The organism is Acidobacteriota bacterium (genome assembly GCA_026393755.1).
Lineage (GTDB): Bacteria > Acidobacteriota > Vicinamibacteria > Vicinamibacterales > JAKQTR01 > JBAXOX01.
Map to the genome: position 1 here is coordinate 1 of JAPKZO010000001.1, position 17,536 is coordinate 17,536.

General features: G+C 64.3%; 19 protein-coding genes. 12 read left to right on the top strand and 7 right to left on the bottom strand.

What is annotated here, in order from left to right; all coding sequences use genetic code 11:
- From NTV05_00005 to NTV05_00015, 3 genes are all read left to right on the top strand, one after another.
- Positions 1-136, top strand: a 136-nt coding sequence (locus tag NTV05_00005; GenBank protein ID MCX6542783.1) for a helix-turn-helix domain-containing protein, incomplete at its 5' end; no start/stop codon positions are given.
- Complete coding sequence (locus tag NTV05_00010) at positions 129-833, top strand: hypothetical protein (protein MCX6542784.1); 705 nt, start codon at positions 129-131, stop codon at positions 831-833. The genes NTV05_00005 and NTV05_00010, both read left to right, overlap by 8 nt.
- 244 nt (positions 834-1,077) lie before the next feature.
- Positions 1,078-1,602 (top strand): hypothetical protein, encoded by a 525-nt coding sequence (locus tag NTV05_00015; GenBank protein ID MCX6542785.1) that lies wholly within the window; start codon positions 1,078-1,080, stop codon positions 1,600-1,602.
- A 354-nt stretch (positions 1,603-1,956) separates the two neighbouring features.
- Here NTV05_00015 and NTV05_00020 read toward each other — a convergent pair whose 3' ends face one another.
- Complete coding sequence (locus tag NTV05_00020) at positions 1,957-2,322, bottom strand: HigA family addiction module antitoxin (GenBank protein ID MCX6542786.1); 366 nt, start codon at positions 2,320-2,322, stop codon at positions 1,957-1,959.
- A complete protein-coding gene (locus NTV05_00025) occupies positions 2,306-2,590 on the bottom strand; it encodes a type II toxin-antitoxin system RelE/ParE family toxin (protein ID MCX6542787.1) in 285 nt (94 codons plus the stop codon). Before NTV05_00025 ends, NTV05_00020 begins: the two co-directional genes overlap by 17 nt.
- A gap of 410 nt (positions 2,591-3,000) precedes the next feature.
- On the opposite strand from NTV05_00025, the gene NTV05_00030 reads away from it, so the two are divergent.
- Positions 3,001-3,420, top strand: a complete 420-nt coding sequence (locus NTV05_00030) for a hypothetical protein (protein MCX6542788.1) — start codon at positions 3,001-3,003, stop codon at positions 3,418-3,420.
- A gap of 756 nt (positions 3,421-4,176) precedes the next feature.
- On the opposite strand, the gene NTV05_00035 is transcribed toward NTV05_00030, so the two are convergent.
- Both NTV05_00035 and NTV05_00040 read right to left on the bottom strand, forming a co-directional pair.
- Positions 4,177-4,353: a hypothetical protein gene (locus NTV05_00035; protein MCX6542789.1), complete on the bottom strand. Its 177-nt coding sequence runs from the start codon at positions 4,351-4,353 to the stop codon at positions 4,177-4,179.
- A 481-nt stretch (positions 4,354-4,834) separates the two neighbouring features.
- On the bottom strand, positions 4,835-6,214 hold the full coding sequence (locus NTV05_00040) for an MFS transporter (GenBank protein MCX6542790.1): 1,380 nt from the start codon (positions 6,212-6,214) through the stop codon (positions 4,835-4,837).
- Positions 6,215-6,533: 319 nt separating this feature from the next.
- Here NTV05_00040 and NTV05_00045 point away from each other — a divergent pair, with 319 nt between their 5' ends.
- On the top strand, positions 6,534-6,758 hold the full coding sequence (locus tag NTV05_00045) for a hypothetical protein (protein ID MCX6542791.1): 225 nt from the start codon (positions 6,534-6,536) through the stop codon (positions 6,756-6,758).
- Positions 6,759-7,014: 256 nt separating this feature from the next.
- Positions 7,015-7,830: a CPBP family intramembrane metalloprotease gene (locus NTV05_00050; protein ID MCX6542792.1), complete on the top strand. Its 816-nt coding sequence runs from the start codon at positions 7,015-7,017 to the stop codon at positions 7,828-7,830.
- 81 nt (positions 7,831-7,911) lie between these two features.
- Here the strand turns inward: NTV05_00050 and NTV05_00055 are convergent, their stop codons facing one another.
- Both NTV05_00055 and NTV05_00060 read right to left on the bottom strand, forming a co-directional pair.
- The gene (locus NTV05_00055) at positions 7,912-8,394 is read right to left on the bottom strand and encodes a heparan-alpha-glucosaminide N-acetyltransferase domain-containing protein (protein MCX6542793.1); all 483 of its coding nucleotides are present in this window, start codon (positions 8,392-8,394) and stop codon (positions 7,912-7,914) included.
- 611 nt (positions 8,395-9,005) lie between these two features.
- Positions 9,006-10,355 (bottom strand): hypothetical protein, encoded by a 1,350-nt coding sequence (locus NTV05_00060; protein MCX6542794.1) that lies wholly within the window; start codon positions 10,353-10,355, stop codon positions 9,006-9,008.
- A 290-nt stretch (positions 10,356-10,645) separates the two neighbouring features.
- On the opposite strand from NTV05_00060, the gene NTV05_00065 reads away from it, so the two are divergent.
- Entirely contained in the window at positions 10,646-11,383 is a 738-nt protein-coding gene (locus tag NTV05_00065) for an ABC transporter ATP-binding protein (protein MCX6542795.1), read from the top strand.
- On the top strand, positions 11,380-12,954 hold the full coding sequence (locus NTV05_00070) for a hypothetical protein (protein ID MCX6542796.1): 1,575 nt from the start codon (positions 11,380-11,382) through the stop codon (positions 12,952-12,954). Before NTV05_00065 ends, NTV05_00070 begins: the two co-directional genes overlap by 4 nt.
- 76 nt (positions 12,955-13,030) lie before the next feature.
- On the opposite strand, the gene NTV05_00075 is transcribed toward NTV05_00070, so the two are convergent.
- Positions 13,031-13,774, bottom strand: coding sequence for an RsmE family RNA methyltransferase (locus NTV05_00075; GenBank protein MCX6542797.1), 744 nt, complete (start codon positions 13,772-13,774; stop codon positions 13,031-13,033).
- A 44-nt stretch (positions 13,775-13,818) separates the two neighbouring features.
- On the opposite strand from NTV05_00075, the gene NTV05_00080 reads away from it, so the two are divergent.
- Genes NTV05_00080 through NTV05_00095 form a run of 4 tightly spaced genes read left to right on the top strand, consistent with a single transcriptional unit; the run spans position 13,819 to position 17,508 of the window.
- Positions 13,819-14,805 (top strand): protein kinase, encoded by a 987-nt coding sequence (locus tag NTV05_00080; GenBank protein ID MCX6542798.1) that lies wholly within the window; start codon positions 13,819-13,821, stop codon positions 14,803-14,805.
- 25 nt (positions 14,806-14,830) lie between these two features.
- Positions 14,831-15,754 carry a branched-chain amino acid transaminase gene (locus NTV05_00085; protein ID MCX6542799.1) on the top strand — a complete coding sequence of 308 codons (924 nt, stop codon included), beginning with the start codon at positions 14,831-14,833 and terminating at the stop codon, positions 15,752-15,754.
- A 37-nt stretch (positions 15,755-15,791) separates the two neighbouring features.
- On the top strand, positions 15,792-16,952 hold the full coding sequence (locus NTV05_00090) for a type IV pilus twitching motility protein PilT (protein MCX6542800.1): 1,161 nt from the start codon (positions 15,792-15,794) through the stop codon (positions 16,950-16,952).
- A 19-nt stretch (positions 16,953-16,971) separates the two neighbouring features.
- Entirely contained in the window at positions 16,972-17,508 is a 537-nt protein-coding gene (locus tag NTV05_00095; GenBank protein MCX6542801.1) for a regulatory protein RecX, read from the top strand.
- The last annotated feature ends 28 nt before the right edge of the window (positions 17,509-17,536 follow it).

Sequence of the window (17,536 nt, forward strand, 5' to 3'; positions counted from 1 at the left end):
CGTCTCCCGACAGACCATCGTGTCGATCGAACGCGGAGACTATGCCCCCTCCGTGAAGCTGGCGCTTCTGCTGGCAGAGACACTGGAGGCCACAGTCGAAGACCTGTTTGTCCTGGAGGAAAAGGACCATGCGTAAGAAAGACCCGATCTTCTGGGTGGCCACAGGCATCTTCCTGGTGGCCATCGTCATCTACGCCACCACGCGGGACCAGCGCTGGCTCTTCCTGATGATCGCCTCGTACCTTCTCCGGCCTACACTCGCATCGCTCGGAGTGGCACGGCAGTATGTCGACGAACGCCAGATGAGCATCCATTACCGATCGGGGAATATCGCGTTCGCCGTGATGATCGTCGCGTCGGTCGTCCTGGCAGTCGTTCAAAGCAGTAAGGGAGACCACAGCTGGGAACTGTTCAATATCGTCATCATCCTCGGACTGGCGTCGAAAGCCCTCTTCAATGTGGTTCTGGTGAAGAACTACCGCGAGGCAGGCTCACGGATCATCATGGCGGTCGGACTGCTTATGCTCCTCTTCGTTGCCATGGAGAACGGCGCCACAATCGGTGGCCTCGTGGAGTCGTCCCCGTCGCTCCTGATCGTAGGGATAGGGTGGCTGGCAAGGAAGTTCCCGAAGACGATCGGCTCGATCGTATTCGCAGTGACGGCTATCCTCTTGTTCGTCATTCTCAGAAGAGGTCTCACCCTCGGCCAGATTGCGACCGCCCTGATGATCTGTGTGCCCCTGATCCTGGCCGGCGCATGCCTCTTTGCGCCTGATAGGAGTCACGCTGACAGCAGGGCCGATGCCGCGCCCTGCCCCGCCCCTCACCCATGACCACACACACGTGGCCTTGCGTTGACGATGAGCCTGTGCAGGCACTTCACACAGTCACACCACTCATGGAGGATGCGTCATGAAACGGCCGGCTCTGTGCCACGTAGCACTGCCGGTGATCATCGGCGCTCACGGGCGTTCTGTGACTTGGTCGCTACCGGCTTGGGCGCAATAGGACTCTCATACGAGGTGCGGAAGGACAATTGACCACCCCAGCGTTATCCCATCATTCAGGGAGGATCCCATGAAAATCCTGTGCTCGTGCATCGCCGTCTTCACACTCCTGGCTGTGGTCGCCGCACCCGCGCTGGCCCAAACAGCGTTGCGCGTTGGCGTGTTCGACTCGCGGGCGATCGCCATCGCGTATGGCCAATCCCCCGCGTTCGGCCAGGAGATGCAACAACTCCGGGCGCAGTTCCAGCAGGCGAAGACCGACAAGAACGACACCCTCGCGGCAGAGCTTGAAGCCAAGGGGCAGACGCAACAGACACTCCTGCATTTGCAGGGCTTCAGCACTGGTTCCGTGTCGGAGATCCTTGCGATGTTCAAGGACGCCGTGACGGCCGTGGCGAAGGAGGCGAAGGTGTCAGCGGTGGTCTCCCAGTATGAACTGGCGTATCAAGGCCCGAACATCGAGACGGTCGATGTCACAGAGGCCTTAGTCAAGAGGATCAACGATTCACCGAGGGTGGTAGCGCTGCTGGGAGAACTGAAGAAGAACAAGCCCCTGCCGATGCTGGAGGCACTCGGTCTGCGGGACAAAGACTAGCGTGAGTTTACCGCGCGATTGGCCACGGGGCCACTGAAGGCCCGTGGTTATTGAAGAAACTACGCGCCTGCCGTATACAACAAATCGTCTACTGACACGCCGAGCCCGGCCAGGAAGGGCGCCAGCGTCGGCTCGACGTCTTCGAGTTGCGTCGTGACGTGGGTCCGGCTCTTGCCGCCGCTGGGGGGGGCCGCGCGACCGTGACACGCCGGACCCGGGTGAGCGCGTCCACCAGGGCCTCCATACTCGCGTAGGGCGCGTGAAGGCGCCAGTCGCGTCCGGGGCGGGCGCCGCCGCGTCTCGAGATCGGCTTGTTCCACCAGGACACGGACATCGCTGTATTCGACGCATACGCTACGCGCCGCCGGCCGCCATCTCTCGGGCCGCCGCACGCACGGCCCGCGGTTGCCGAATGGCCAGATACGTTCGAGAGCCTCTCTTCAGTTCGTGCCAGAGGTCCCACGCGTCCTGCACGTTCAGCCAGAACTGTGCCGTCGTGCCAAAGTAGGCGGCGAGACGAAGCGCCGTATCGGCGCTGATACCACGCTTGCCCTTGACGACCTCGTTCAGCCGGTTGGCCGTCAACCCCAGTGCCCGTGCTACTTCCGCCTGCGAGAGGTCCAGATCGTCGAGAAAGTGCGAGACCATTTCACCTGGCGAGGTGGGGGGGCGGTTGGTCGGCAACCCGTGGGCCTTCAGCAGCCTAGTGATAGTCTCCACACCACACCTCCTCGGCGGCGCCCTCATCCCAGTGGAAGGCGACACGGTATTGGTCGTTGACGCGTACGCTGTAGCGGCGATCCGAGAGCCGCTCGAATCGGTTGCCCGGCGGCTGTGCCATGTCTCCGACGACGTGGGCACGCTGCAGTTGGTCGAGCAGTCGGCGTGCTCGGGGCCACAAGGAGACGGGGAGCTGTTTCCGCGCAGCCTTGCTGGAGCGTCCGTTGAAGATGTCCTCGGTGCCCGCGTCCGCGAAGGTCCGAATCACGCAATTGAGTATACCCGATTACCGATGATCCGTAGATCCCTGGCTCGGACCGTGATTCGAATGTGCTGGGTCCGCGCACAGGACCGATGACACCCGCTGCGGCCGAGCCGACCTCCGCACCATCTACGTGCCGCTCGACGTCGCCACGCTGGCCACCACGAGCTGCCTGGGGGGCGACCCGGTCCGATAGCGGGTGATGTGTTCACCTCGCGCAGCGGCACGCGGGTGGAGACGCCTCAATGCTTCGTCTACGGCAGGCTCTGGCCCTAGCCGCATGAATGCAAACTCGTGTCCAGAGAACCGGGCGGGTACACTCGCGCCTGTACTCACGCCGCGCACGAAGGGCATGGCCGTTGCCTTCTTCTTCTGAGCCTGCGCCTGCATCGGTTCCCCGGCGGTAAGGAGGTTCTGTGCGAGCTGACTGGATCACGCGGACGGTACGATTGTTCGCGGCGCCTGGGGTGCTGATCGGCGGTTTCGCACTCCTGAGCATTCTCGTTGGAGGCCCCGGGCGCGGTACACCAATGCCGTGGGTGTTGCCGGGTGCTCCGTTCGGCACGGGAACCCAACTCGGCATTCTCACTCTGGGTGTAGGCTTTGCGTTGTGGTTCGCGGGCGCCGTCCTCGCTCTGCTTCCGTCTCGCTGGGGCCGTACGGCGGCAAGCGTCCTGATTGCGGGCGGTGTTGTTTCGGCGTTCTTACACGCGGTCTGGTGGCAAAGCGGCCAGCTTCCGTCTCACAACGTTCTGATGGGCGTGATTATTTTCGCCCTGCCGCCGTTGGCGACTGCGGCTCTGATCCTGTGGGATCGCAAGCGCACCAGCGGTTGAACCCGACCAGAGTCACGCTCGGGGAGCCTGTCTCACGCCACGCGCAGCACTGGAGCCGCGATCTCCGTCTTCCACACGTCATCGTGTCCCGGTGGGATTCAAACCCGGTCGGCCTCTGACAGCGTCCTGGAACGACAATCCCGCCTCCCCTGATGCGGGTGGTGTGACGTACCGATGCGGCAGGGGCAGCCTTGTGTTTCGGAACCGAGCGTCGGTGCCACGCCAAGGGCATCGATTTGTGACGGGCTCAACGACTCTGCGCAGCGGGAGTCGGTAGTTCGGCCATTCTCGTCTTGCGCCAAAGGATCAGAAGCGCCAACGAAATCGGCCAGAACGCTAGAAACCACCAATGGATGCCCTCACTGCGGCGCCCAGCGGCGGCAAGCACGAGTGCGCTGAGACCGTAGTAGGCCACCACGCCAGATGTGAAGAGGCCCGTAGGTTTTCTCCAGACCAGGAGAAAGAGCACCAGAATTGGAACTCCAAACAACGGCGGTGACATGTTGCCCTGGAGGGCGCCCACCATGGCAACGCAACAGACCGGCCAAGCGATCGCGAGGCCGGTCATTCGCCAGTCTCGACGGAGGCGATGATCCTTGACGGTCATCACTATGTGGCCGACAGCGATCGCGGGCCATGTGGCCAGAGCGGCAGCCCCGGCAATCCACCAAAGGGTCCAGGCATGTTCCCACATTGAAAGTCTCCTACGCCTGTTCGAGATCAGCATTCCGTCGCTGCCACCCTTGCGCCGGGGACTTACATGAGGGTGAACACGTACCAGAGCACCAGCATCGTGTTGACTCCGACGAGTACCAGGGTCGCCGCACGCGCCGTCCCTGCAAGAAGCCATCCCGCCGCGAACGCCGTCACGAGACCGATCGCCGCCAAAAGAAGCGAGATCCAGGTGAGTGCCGACGTGCTGAGCTCGCCCATGCCCAGAGGAAACCCGTGAAGATAGAGATTGACGCGTTCTGCCTGCGTGCTACCGTGGTCGAAGGCCCGTACCGAGCGAAGGATGTTCCAGGCCTGGAGCCCGACCAGAGCGCAACTCGCGACGACCAGCGCGACAGCAGTTCGTCGATGTGGACGGGGTACGGCGAGAGATGTGACGATTGCATCCTTCGGGATCGAGTTGCGGGAATCATACAGGCAATCCCGGAGAGTGAATGTATGTAAGTCAGGACACCTTGCCCTGCGCGTGGGAACGCGCTTCATACTCCGCGGGCCGTACTTATGCGATCGGTTCAAGGCGACAACGCAGTTCTCCACCCAAACGAGGTGAAATGCGGTGAAGTCTGCGGTGACGTTCGAGACCGCGATTGTCGTCGCTCGAGAGCGCGTCTTGGACGTCTACGGTTTCCGCGGGACAGCGGTCTGGCCGGCACCAGACGACACTCGGGAGTGCCCGCCCATATTACGTCGAGGTGCCCATGCGCGTCGGGGCGAGTTCGGTGTCGCGCTGCAGATGACGCATGCCGAAGAGCCACGCGATCCCGGCGAGCAGGAACATCACACCTACGATCAGGAACGACTTGTTCATGTCGTGGCCGAAGTAGTCGTTCAGCAAGCCGATGACGACCGGCGAGATGACGTCGCCCAGCGCATGAATGATGAAGATGTTGACCGCGAAGGCCGCCGCACGCATCGACGGATGCGTGACGTTGGCGAGAATCGTGTTGGTTGGACCGGTATTGAAGAACAGGCAGAACAACGTCAGGAAGACGAAGGGCCAGATCCACGCGACCGGCACGTAGAGCGTCGCGAGAAAGAGCGGGAAGCCGATGATCATCGCCGTGCCCGACACGAGGAAATACGACCCGGGAAAACGCCGCCGCAGCTTGTCGCCGGCAATCCCGCCGGCCAGCGTGGCCGTCAACCCCGCCACCGCGACGATGCCGCCAAAGAGCACCGTGGACGCCCAGTCGGAGACACCGCGCTGCTTCTGAAGGTAGTACGGCATCCACATCGCAATCCCGCCGATGGCAAACGTCATAGCCGTCATGCCGATGGTGCAGAAGACGTACGACGGCGTACGAAAGAGCAGCTTGTAGTCGCTCCAGCGCACCTTGACGTGGCCGTGTCCCGCACCCGGATCCGCCTGCCCCCGCGTCGGCTCGCGCATGAAGAGACTCATTGCGCCGAGAATCAAACCCGGAATGACGACCAGGTAGAAGGCCCATCGCCAGCTTTCGTGGCGGGCGCCAAGCAGTGCAGCACCCCAGTCACCGATCCCCGAGTGCGCAACGAGACCGCCGAGGCCGTATCCGAGGGCGCTCCCAACCGGAATCGCCATGTAGAACCACGCAAGCACCTGCCCCCGCTTCTCCACCGGATACAGGTCCGAGATGATCGTCGGAGCCACGGGGCCGTACGCGGCCTCCCCAACGCCGACGAAGCACCGTGTCAGTAAGAGAACCGCCAGCGTGCCGGATAACCCCGACGCGCCGCTCGCCAGGCTCCAGAGCGCCACGCCGATGCCGACGAGGACCCAGCGCGAGTAGCGTTCGGCCAAACGGGCGAACACCGGTGCGCCGATCATGTAGGTGACCATGAAGGCGGTGCCGAGCACACCGATGAGTGCGTCCTCAGGCTTGAACCCCATCCGCTGCTGCAACCACGAGACCATCGCCGTCAGCGTAGGGCCCGTCGGCAGCGTGTCCTTGATTTCCCCGACGACAGACGCGAGGACCATGCGGTCGACGTAGTTGAACAGATTGATGAGCAACAGCAGCACGAGCGCCATGCGGGCGCCGGGGAACGCTACGGCAGCTGAGGATCGGCGGGTATCGGGCATAGGAATCGTTTCCTGTTGCGAGTGTCCGGTTACTGGTGTCCTACTGTTTCACGAGCGTCACCCCGTTGAGCACCATCCCGTATCCGGCATCCTTGCCCTGCGGCGCCGTGTCGATCCGATACAGTCGGGAGTAGTACGCTGGGCGGGACACCAGCATCGACGCTTCCTCGAAGGTGACATTCGCGGTATCGACGACGGCCGGGGGGATGGTCGCGCGGATGTTATATCAGTTGCCGCAGCTACCGCCACGATCAGCAGTCGAGCATTCGGACAAGCCCAAGCCAATGCCATCGCGCTCTACAACAACACCAGAAGCGGGATGCAGATCCAGACCCTCTTCCGGGACGAGACGACGGGTGCCCTCGACCCGGAGACGGCGCCGCTGTATGTCGCCATGCTGCGCAAGGTCCAGCAGTTGGGGGACGTGCGGCAGATCTTCTATGTCACGCACTCACCTGTGGCGGCGGCGTTGGCCGATGCGCAGATTCAGCTCGCTGGAGGCACGGCGACCGTCGCGTGGCCGCCATTCAGGGAGGCGGCCTGAAGGTGTAAGTCGACTGAGTGTTCGCTCACCTGCGCTTCTTCAGGAGAGTGTCGCCAATCGGCCCTGTGCCCGGGCGCGGACCTGTGTGGAGGGAGCGCCGTGACGAGCGGTCACGTTCACCAACCCAGCGGAGCCACCCCGTTTATGCGTCCTCTCGTCACCACCCTCCGAGGCGAACGTCCGACGTCCCTCCGAAACGCCGTCCAGGTGGTAGACTCGGCTCGGCCGACGGCCGACACATCGACACAGGAGTTCCATGAAGTTCCTGCTCCTCACCATTTGCGGAGTCCTCATCTTCGCGCTCACGATGACCTTTGTCCCCCTGCTACCGGCGTGGGTCGACTACGCTGCGAGAGCGGGATTGCTTCTCCTTTTCGCCGGGCTGTGGTGGGTCGCACGCGAGGGGCACCGGTTGAGCCGCTTCCGGCCGGTGTTCTTTGCGTACTTCGCCGCGGTGTTCAGCCTGTCGTTGGGGTACTTCTTCGCAGACAGCGGGCTGAGGATTCTGGGACTGACCACGCACACGCCGACCGGCATCGCGGCGGCGAAGTGTCTGCAGGCGTCGCTGATCGTCTTCGGGATTCTCGTGGTGGCGTGGCTCTGCGGTGAAGATCCGGCCTCCCTCTACCTCCGGAAAGGTCGTTTAGCACTCGGCCTCAGCGTGGGGGCGATTACCGCTGCGGCACTTCTGGTTCTGACCCTGCAGCAACCGGCCGTGAGAGCCCTCGGCACAGCCAGGCTGTTGTCATTGGCCCCATGGATCCTGCTCTTCGTGGTCTCCAACGCCTTCATGGAGGAACTCCTCTTTCGCGGATTGTTTCTTGGACGATACGAATCGCTGATTGGCACATGGCCGGCCATTCTCTCGACGGCCCTGGCGTTCACGCTGGCTCACCTGCAGGTCGCCTACACGCCAGACCTCTGGGGTTTTCTGCTCGTGCTCCTCGGGTTCTCGATCGCGTGGGGGTGGCTGATGCAGAAGACCGCGAGTGTGTGGGGATCGGTCTTGTTTCACGCCGGGGCGGATTTGTTGATTGTCTTGCCCATCTTCGGCGCCTTGGGTGCTGCGTAATCGGCGTGGCGGGGCAGGCCCGGACCGCGCTCGAGAACATCCAGCCTCGTTTCATAACCCGGAAGCTCACCATGTGCCACTTCATGGCCGCTTTCGGTGTGGCCGCCACGTTCGCTCCTCAGGAGACATTGGGTCCTGCATTGATAACTCCCGACGCCCACATTCCAGATCCCCCAGAGCGTTGCGGTCACGATCACAGCGATAAGCAGGCGGCGCGTCGACCAACGCCGAGCGAACAGAAGCCACACCAGACACGGCATACATGATGAGCGTATCGACGCCGGCAAGGGCGGCGACCAGGACGCCGAAGAGTGCAACTCCGAGCAGCCGCCGCAGAAAGCGCCACCGACCGTTCTCCCCTCGGGCGTCCGCTCGCTGCAACTGGATGGCGAAGCCCACCCCGAACAGGATGGCAAACGTCGTGGCCGCCTTGCCCGCGATGAACCAACCGATGCCTTGGTTGATTGCGGCGCCGAGCGCCCCGCCACCCTCGTTGGGGTTGCCCTGCCAGAAATGAACGATGACCATCCCGAGGATCGCACAGCCGCGCAGGATGTCGAGCACCTGGAGCCGTTCGCGCGGAGCGACCGGTTCCGGGAGAGGAACAGCCGCCGACGTGATGAGAGACTCGGGAACAGTAGTAATGTCTGCCCTCATAGCCGTGGCCGCGGTTCGCCGCGACGGCCACGTTGCCCAACCTCCAGTAGGAAGTTGGCGCCGTTTGTGCGCTGGAACACACGAACGATACCGTGGGCCGCCCGAGCGTGGCGTGGTTCGGCGGCATTATGTCCTTCGGCGAAGTCGACCGCAAGCGCTCTCCCAGCTCGGAGCTCAGGGGCGTCCGGACGCGCATCGACTGCGGATTGCCGCCGCCGGCAAGAGTAGGGAATCCGCCAGGTAGCCGGACCAAGCCAAATGTCGACTATGCGTCCGGGTTAAGACGATGCATGCGTCCCAAGAACCCTGCTGTGTGGTTGGAACCAGCCCTGATTCAATGACTTGCTGCGCCGGAGCGGGTGTCGCACGAAACACCCGATTCTCGAGACGTACCGGCCGAATACAACTCGTCGCCCCCAGTGAATAGGGATAATCAGATCGGCCCGAGTGACCGGCGATCGCGCCCACCTGCCTCTTGAACTGGCGATCGCGCGGACCGGCCTCTTGTGAACCCGCCTCTACCGCAAGAACGCGTCAGCGGCGGTCCGCACTCGAATGGACGTCTCCTTCACCCTGTTGCCGCGAGAGTCGTACACGACCAGCCGTCCGTTCTGGGCCAGAAGCAGCTCCCGGTCACTCAGCCAGCCGACCAGCTCGGCTTGATGGATGATCACGGTCGACCGGGGCGGGTCGCCCAACTGCAGGATCTCGACTGCGGGCAACTCGGCAATCGCCGTTCGCATCCTCGCCAGTTCTTCGGGGTTCGCCTTTCCATCGAGCGACAGGCGAATGTCGCCGCCGGACCGCGCGGTCGACACAATGGTGTGGGCGAGCATCCCGTTGCCGACGGTCAGGCGGGCGTCCGCGGTGAAGAAGCTCACGTCGTAGTTGCGGTTGTCGTAGCGGCGGGTCTCGTCGTACAGCACCGAGGCCTTGCGGTTCCTCAGAAACAACGTCTGGTCGTTGCTCTCGTTCTCCCAGCCGCAGCATCCTCCATCCGGTACCGCCGCCACCAACACCCCGCCGTTCGGGGATCCGGCGAGCGGCCTCTCAACAGGTTCAGGCAACTTCGTGCCCCGCCACGTGCGTCCGGAACGCTGGTATAGGACGCTCTCATGATAGGAAGACCCAATCTGTCCCGGCGTCATCCGCGTCACCAGGAAGAAATCGTCCACGACACCGTCCGGCGCCCAGAACGACCACTCCGGGCAGCTCTCAGAGCATGTTCCCGTCGTGCACTGACACCATCCTGCGGAAGCAAGCGTCGCGATCGTTTCGGGACCATCACCCGCAAGATTGGTGCGCCAGACCCGCGCGGCGGAGCGGACGGAACGTTCCAGACCAAGCCCGTTGGTGATCTTCTCGAACCTGTTCTCGAACCAGTACAGGGCTTCCCCCCGGGCTGACAGGCACCATCGCCGCGTCGTTTCAGTGACCGTCGGCGTGCCCGCACTGACTCCAGATGTCTTCGGGCCTTCGAGCTTCCACTCCCTGGCCTGCCGGCCGTCCCAGAACCAGACGCGATCGGCTGCGGTCGCCATCTCTCCCCCGCCCCACTGGACGCCCTCGAGAGGAAGAAACAGCATCTGGCCTGTGGCGTTGATACTCAGATACTCCGGATGCTCGATCAACCGGCGGGGAACCGTCAGGGTGCGCCGCGACGCGAACGTGATGGCGTCATATTCGACGATTTGGTCCGGGCCCTGAAGCACCCACAGCTGTTTCGGTGACTGCGCGTGGACAGCCGTGGCGAGGAAGGTCGCGGCCAGCAGCTTTGCCCCGAGTCGCCGTCGCCAGCCGAAGAAGCTCCCCGTGCCGATCCTGCTTCGCTGGCGTGAGCGACAGGTCCAGCCAGGGACGCGCTTCATAGACTCTGACTCTTCATGGCGAAACCACATTCGTGACCCTCTGCGCCGGTGGTTGGCGTCAAGTAACGGCCAGCTACCCAATGCGCCTCCGTCTGCTCCCGCCGTCCGCATACGGCTCGCGGGCATTATATCGCCGCTGTTTGGGCCCCGGGGCGAGTCCCGACGTCCGCTACCGTCCGATCATCCACGTGATCTTTCGGTGGCCGAAACGGATTCCCTCGAAGGGTCGCCTTCGGTTACAGTCTTGGCTTCGGCGGCGGCAAGTCAGGCCGAGACAGGGGCGGCCCCACATGATCAACTACGAGAACGTCCATCATCGCTACGGCGACGTGGTCGCCCTGCACGACCTGAACCTCGAGGTTCTGCCAGGCGAGATCTTCGGGCTTCTCGGGCCGAATGGCGCCGGCAAGACCACTGCGATCAAGATCGCGGCGACGCTTCTCCGTCCAGCCTCAGGCCGCGTGACGCTCGACGGCATTGACGTCCAGGCCGACCCGATGGGCGCGAAGCAGCGCCTCGGCCTGATGCCCGACACCCCGTTCTTCTACAGCGGCCTGAGCGGCCGCCAGTTCCTGCGTTTCGTCGGGAACATCCGTGAGATGCCCTCCGCTTCCCTGGAGGCGAGAATCGCGGAACTGATGGCCTTCTTCCGCCTCGAGGAAGCCGCCGACTCCGCCATCCTCACCTACTCGCTGGGGATGAAGAAGAAGCTTGGCCTCGCCACGGCCATCCTGCATCAGCCGAAGGTGCTCATTCTCGACGAGCCCACGTCGGGCCTGGATCCTCATGCCTCGCGGGACGCGCGCGCCCTGCTGGTCTCCCTTCGCGACGCGGGCACGACCGTGTTTTTGACGACGCACGTGCTGCAGATCGCACAGACCATGTGCGATCGAGTCGGCATCCTCGACCGCGGGCGCCTCGTGGCCGTCGGCTCGCTCGCCGAGCTCCGGGCACGCGATCAGGAGGATCTGGAAGACGTCTTCGTGCGCGTCACTCAACGCGGACCTGACGAGAGCGACGCCGCGTGAACGCGCTGGCGCTTCACCAGCTCGCGCGATGGCGAAGCCTGGCGGGAGAGTTGCGCGCGGGCGGGAGGCAGTGGAGCGCGGTTGTGGCCACGGCGCTCTCGGTGCCGGTGATGATGCTGGTCGGGTACTGGGCAATCGGCGACTGGCTGACGTTTTCTACAGCCATCGTCAACCGCGCCGGGCTGGACATCATGCACGTCACCAGCCGACTGCTCGTGGGGATTCTGTTTCTCACGACGCTCCCGATGCTGGTGGCAGCGGCCTACCGTGCGATCTATCCCGAAGACGAACTGGCCCTGCTCCGGAGTTTGCCGATCAGCCGAATCCAGCTCTTCGCACTGAGGTTCGTGCCCTGTTGGCGGATGATGGCGCTGGCGCTGCTTCCGGCCTTCGTGATGGCGGGCGCCACGTACGTGCGGGTAGGATCGGCCCACACGGTGGCGTGGCTCGTCGTCGGCTGGCTGCTGCTGTCGATATTCGGCGCAGCGATCGTCTTCACACTCGCCGTGGGCTGCGGCGGCCTCCGATCTGCGCGTGTCGGCCGCGTGCTGGGCGACGTCCTCCTCACGGTGGGCGTGGTCGCGATGGTCGCGCTGTTCGTCTGGATCAGGCACTTCGTCAAGACCGAGACGCTGATGGGTAGTTTGGCCGATCTGACACCGGGCCTCAGGGTAATCCCACAGGCCCTCTCGATGTTCGTCGTGCCGGAGGGTGGTCACCAGAGCGTTCGTCTGATGGCTGGACTGGGGCTTGGTCTGCTCATGCTGTGCATCGCCGCGGGGGGAGACGATCTTGCTCTGCGGCGGGGGTGGGGATCGCCCTGGACCTTTCGTCGCACCGCATCACGTAGACCCGTTCGCCGTGCTCGATTCGACTGGCTTCCGCCACAGTGGCGCGCCCTGGTCGTCAAGGATCTTCCTGAGATTCGCCGATCCGCGCTCGCGCTGGCGATTCTGTTTCTGTTCACCCTGATGGGCTACCTCGGACTGATCCACATGACTGGTCGCACTGGCGGCGCGGCCGCTCCAGTCCTCTGGAAAGCACTCTTATGGACCGCACTCCCGCACCTCTTCTTTCTCTGGATCGTTCCGGCCGCCACGATGCTCGACGTGTCGCCCGAAGAGCGGCAGTCGCTCCAGCTTCTGCGAAGCCTGCCCATCAATCTGTCGCGAGTCCTCTGGGAGAAGTTCTGGGTCTCGTGGATCCCGATGCTCGTGTGCGGTCTTCTGCTGTCGCTCGGTCTCGCCTGGACAGGCGCGACCAGAGTCTGGCTGGCCGTTGTGCTCGCGGCGGCATTCGTGCCGACATCCGCGGCCTGCACGATGTGGGCCTTGCTCGTGGGCCGACTGACGGCCCCGACTCGGGGATCGGAAACCAGCGTGGCGCCGTTCCTGTTCCATTCGGTCGCGCTATGGCTGCCGGTCTATGCGATCGGGTCCTTCGCAAGCGGACGAGCTGGGGCACGAACCCCAGCGGCGGTCGGCCTGGCGGCCGCGTTTGTCTTTGTGCTCTGGCTGCTTCCTCTGCCGCTTCTATGGAGACGCGTGCTGCGGCGGTGGGGACGGGAGTGAATCGGCGGTAAGCGGACCGCGCGCGCGACTCGGAAGCAACTCGGAAGCTCAGGGCTTCCTAGTAAAAGCGCCTGTCTTACAGATCTCCCCAGAGATACTGCAGCACGCCGAGCGCGACGAGAGGAACCGCATCGGCCCTGAACGTCCGCTGGCCGAAGGTGATCAGCAGACAGCCCGCGTCGCGGGCCAGGGACACTTCCTCCGGCGCCCACCCGCCCTCGGGGCCCACCAGCACCTGGGCTGCGTCGAACGGCTTCATCGAACGGATTGTCTCTCCCGTCCTCGCGTCAGCTGCGGCACCCGGCTCCGCCAGCAAGACGCGCACGCCGTCGAATCCCTGGCGGAGGCAGGCGTCGAGTCGCACCGGCGCGAGCAGGTCAGGGACCACGGCACGGCCGCACTGTTTGACCGACGCGACCATGATGCGCCGCCATCGCTCGAGGCGGGTGCCTGAGGCCAGCGCCGATTCCGGCACATCGGTCCGCGCTGTCAACAGCGGCAGGATGGCGGTGACGCCCAGCATGACCGCATCCCTGATGATGCCGTCGGTCTTGTCGCCTTTCAAGACCGCCTGAGCCAGCGTCACGCGCACGCGCGGCTCCGGGGCTGCCTCCACGCGAGCGCCGACGTCGAGCCGCACGTCCTTGCGCGCGGCCTGCGCCACACGCGCCTCGCACTCGAGCCCGCGGCCGTCGAACACGCGGACGTCGGCGCCGACCCCGAGGCGGAGCACTCGCGTGAGATGTTCGGCCTCGCCGGCGGGCAGTTCGATCACGCCGCTGTCGGCCTGAAGAGCGGGCGCATAGAAGCGTGCCACCATGCCGCAATTATAGACAAGCCGATCTATACTCGCATGACGTTTCCATGTTTTTTCGCGGCCAGACCATCGGAAAGTACAAGATCCTTTCAGCCCTCGGCAGCGGCGGGTTCGGCACGGTCTATCTCGCTGAAGACACCTGGATCGGTAAGAAGGTCGCCCTCAAGGTCCCGCACCGCCAGAGTGTCAACTTCGGCGAACTGCTGCGCGAACCACGGCTGCTGGCCAGCCTGAATCACCCGAACATCGTCACGGTCCTCACCGCCGAGAAGCAGGACAACATCTTCTTCATCGTGATGGAGTACGTGGCCGGCGAGACGCTGGAGAACATCATCGCGCGGGACGGTGCGCTCGATCTCACCCGGGCGCTCGACTTCACCTGCCAGATCTGCAATGCCGTCGATCACGCCCACAACCAGGGCGTGATTCATCGGGACCTGAGGCCTGCCAACGTCCTGGTGGCCGAAAGCGGTCTCGTCAAGGTGGCCGATTTCGGCACGTCGCGGTTCCTGGAGCTGGCGGCGCACGGCACGACGGTCATCGGCAGCCCGCCCTACATGGCACCGGAGCAGTTTCACGGCCGGGCGACATTTGCCTCCGACGTGTATTCGCTGGGCGTGACCATGTATCAGATGCTGACGGGCGCACTGCCGTATCAGACCCCGGCTCCGGCTGATCTGGAAAAACTGATGCGCGGGAACCTGGTGTCGCCGCCGCGCTCCCGCAATGGACGGGTGCCGCAACGGCTGAACGACATCATCATGAAGGCGATGGCGCCCGAAGTGACCGAGCGATATCAACGGGCGTCGGAGCTGCTCGCGGACCTGCTCGCCTCGGTGGGCCGTCCTGACGCGCACGCGACACCGCAACGGCAGGGGCGAACGGCCGCGCCGCCCGCTCCCGCGCCTGGCGCGTCGCGTCCGGCGAGCTGGTCTCGGACGGGAGAAACGCCGCAGCCGCGTTTCTGCTGGCACTGCCGGAAGCCGCTGCATGCGCGGTCGGACAGGTGTCCGTTCTGCGGCGAAGCGCAGTAGAATATTGGATCGTAAGGAGTGTGCGATGGCGTTTACGGGTACTGGGAAGATCTGGATCAACGGCGCGCTGGTGGATTGGGCCGATGCAAACATCCACATCGCGTCACATGTCATTCACTACGGCAGCGGCGTGTTCGAAGGGGCTCGCTGCTATAACACGCCGAAGGGGTCGGCGTGTTTCCGGCTCGACACGCACATGCGGCGGCTGATGGACTCCGCGAAGATCTACCGGATGACTCCCGCCTACTCCCAGAAACAACTGGAACAGGCTGTCCTCGACACGATCCGCGCCAACGCCATGAAGGTGTGTTACATCAGGCCCGTGGTCTACCGCGGGTACGAGCAACTCGGCGTCAACCCGTTCCCGTGCCCCATCGACGTCGCCATCATGCTGTGGGAATGGGGCGCCTACCTGGGATCCGAGGCGCTGGAACTTGGCGTCGACGTAAAGGTCAGCTCGTGGCGGCGCATGGCGCCGGACACCTTCCCGTCGCTGGCGAAGACCAGCGCCAACTACGCCAATGCGCAGTTGATCAAAATGGAGGCCGTCGTCGACGGCTACGCCGAAGCCGTGGCGCTCGACACGTCGGGCTTCGTCAGCGAGGGCAGCGGCCAGAATATCTTTGTCGTGCGGGAAGGCGTGCTCTACACGCCGCCGCGATCCGCCTCGATCCTGCCCGGCATTACCAGAGACTCGGTGATCACGATTGCGCGCGAACTTGGCTTCGACGTGCGCGAGGAGATGATCCCGCGAGAGATGCTGTATATCGCGGACGAACTGTTCTTCGCGGGCACCGCGGTGGAAATCACGCCAATCAAGTCGGTTGATCGCATCCCGATCGGGGCGGGCACGCGAGGACCCATCACCGATGTGATCCAGCGGGCATTCTTCGGTATTATCAACGGCGATCGGCCCGATACGCATGGATGGCTGACGTTCGTCTACTGATCCGCCGCTGCGGCGGCTTTTCGGGAAGGCCTGAGGCATGCACGTCAACGATCTGCTGAAAGTCGCGGTGCAGCACGGCGCCTCCGATCTGCACATCAAGGTCGGCACGGTCCCGATGCTCCGGGTGCGCGGGGCACTGATGCCGGTCCCCGAGGCCACGCGTCTGACCCACGATGACGCCGAGGCGATCATTGCGGCCCTCCTGCCCGCGCCCTTGCGGGAACAGTTCAAGGAGATCAAGGAAGTCGATCTCGCCTACAGCGTCGCCGGGCTGGGACGATTCCGATGCAGCGTGTTCCGCCAGCGCGGTGCGATTGGGCTGGTGCTCAGGATCATTCCGTCAGTCGTCCGGGTCATTGACGATCTGGGCCTGCCGGTCGTCTTGAAGAAGATCGCGGAAGAGGAGCGCGGGCTGATTCTGGTCACCGGCACGACCGGCAGCGGCAAGAGCACGACGCTGGCGGCGATGGTCGATCACATCAACCGCACGCGCTGCGCCCACGTGATGACGATCGAGGATCCGATTGAGTTTCTTCACCGGGACAACAAGTCCATCATCAACCAGCGGGAAGTGTCGACCGACACCGCGTCGTTCGCCGCGGCCATGCGCAGCGTGTTGCGCCAGGATCCGGACGTCATCCTGGTCGGCGAGATGCGCGACCAGGAGACGGTGGAAACGGCGCTGCTGGCCGCGGAAACCGGCCACCTGGTGATGTCGACGCTCCACACGCTGGACGCCACCGAGACGATCAACCGCATCATTACGGTGTTTCCTCCGTATCAACAGAAACAGATCCGGCTGCAGCTGGCATCCGTGCTCAAGGCCGTCATCTCCCAGCGCTTGGTGCCGCGCGCCGACGGGCAGGGGCGATGCCCGGCCGTCGAAGTGCTGGTCTCGACGCCATTCATCCGCGACTGCATCGTCGACAAGGAACGGACGCACCTCATCCAGAGCGCGATTGCCGCCGGCACCTCGCAGTACGGCATGCAGTCGTTCGATCAGTCGCTGCTCGGGCTGCTGCGCCGGAACTACGTCTCGCTCGAGGAGGCGCTCCGGTGGGCGACCAACGTCGACGAGTTCCAGCTCAAGGTGCAGGGGATCTCGAGCGCCAGCGACGAGGCGCACGAACAGATGGCCAAGGACGTAGTCGGCACCGAGACGCGGCCTTCGCCAGACATCACGCGGTTTACGCGCTAGCCCATCGCGGTGCAAGGTCGTGCGCCGAACAACGTCACCCGCTCCTCCGCTCGATCCCGAGCAGGCGCGTCGCGCCGCGTACGCTCTGGCGCTGCGGTGGCTTTCCGCCCGCGAGTTGTCCGCCGCCGCCGTCACGACAAAGCTGACTGACCGGGGGTTCGCGCCCGAGCTGGCCGAGGCGGTCGTCGTCCGGCTCACCGACAATCGGGCGATCGACGAGACACGGGCCGTTCGCGCCTGCGCCCGGACCCTGGTCGTCATCAAACTCCGCGGCCGCCAGCGCGCGCAGCGGGAGCTCGAAGCGATGGGCTTCCGATCCGATCTGGTGCGGGGCGCTCTGGACGAGATCCTGACCGACGCCGACGAACTCGGGCTTGCCAGCCGAGTGCTTGCGTCACGAATGCACGGCCGGCGCGTCGTCGGGGATCCGGCGACGTACCGCCGGCTGTACAGCGCCTTGTTCCGTCGCGGATTCTCTCCGTCGATCGTGCGCGAGGCGCTGAAGCCGTACTGGAAACGCGGCGGGACGCCTGACGAGCCAGATGCCGGAGAGTGACGCAGCGGCTCGACAGAGCCGCGCGGCC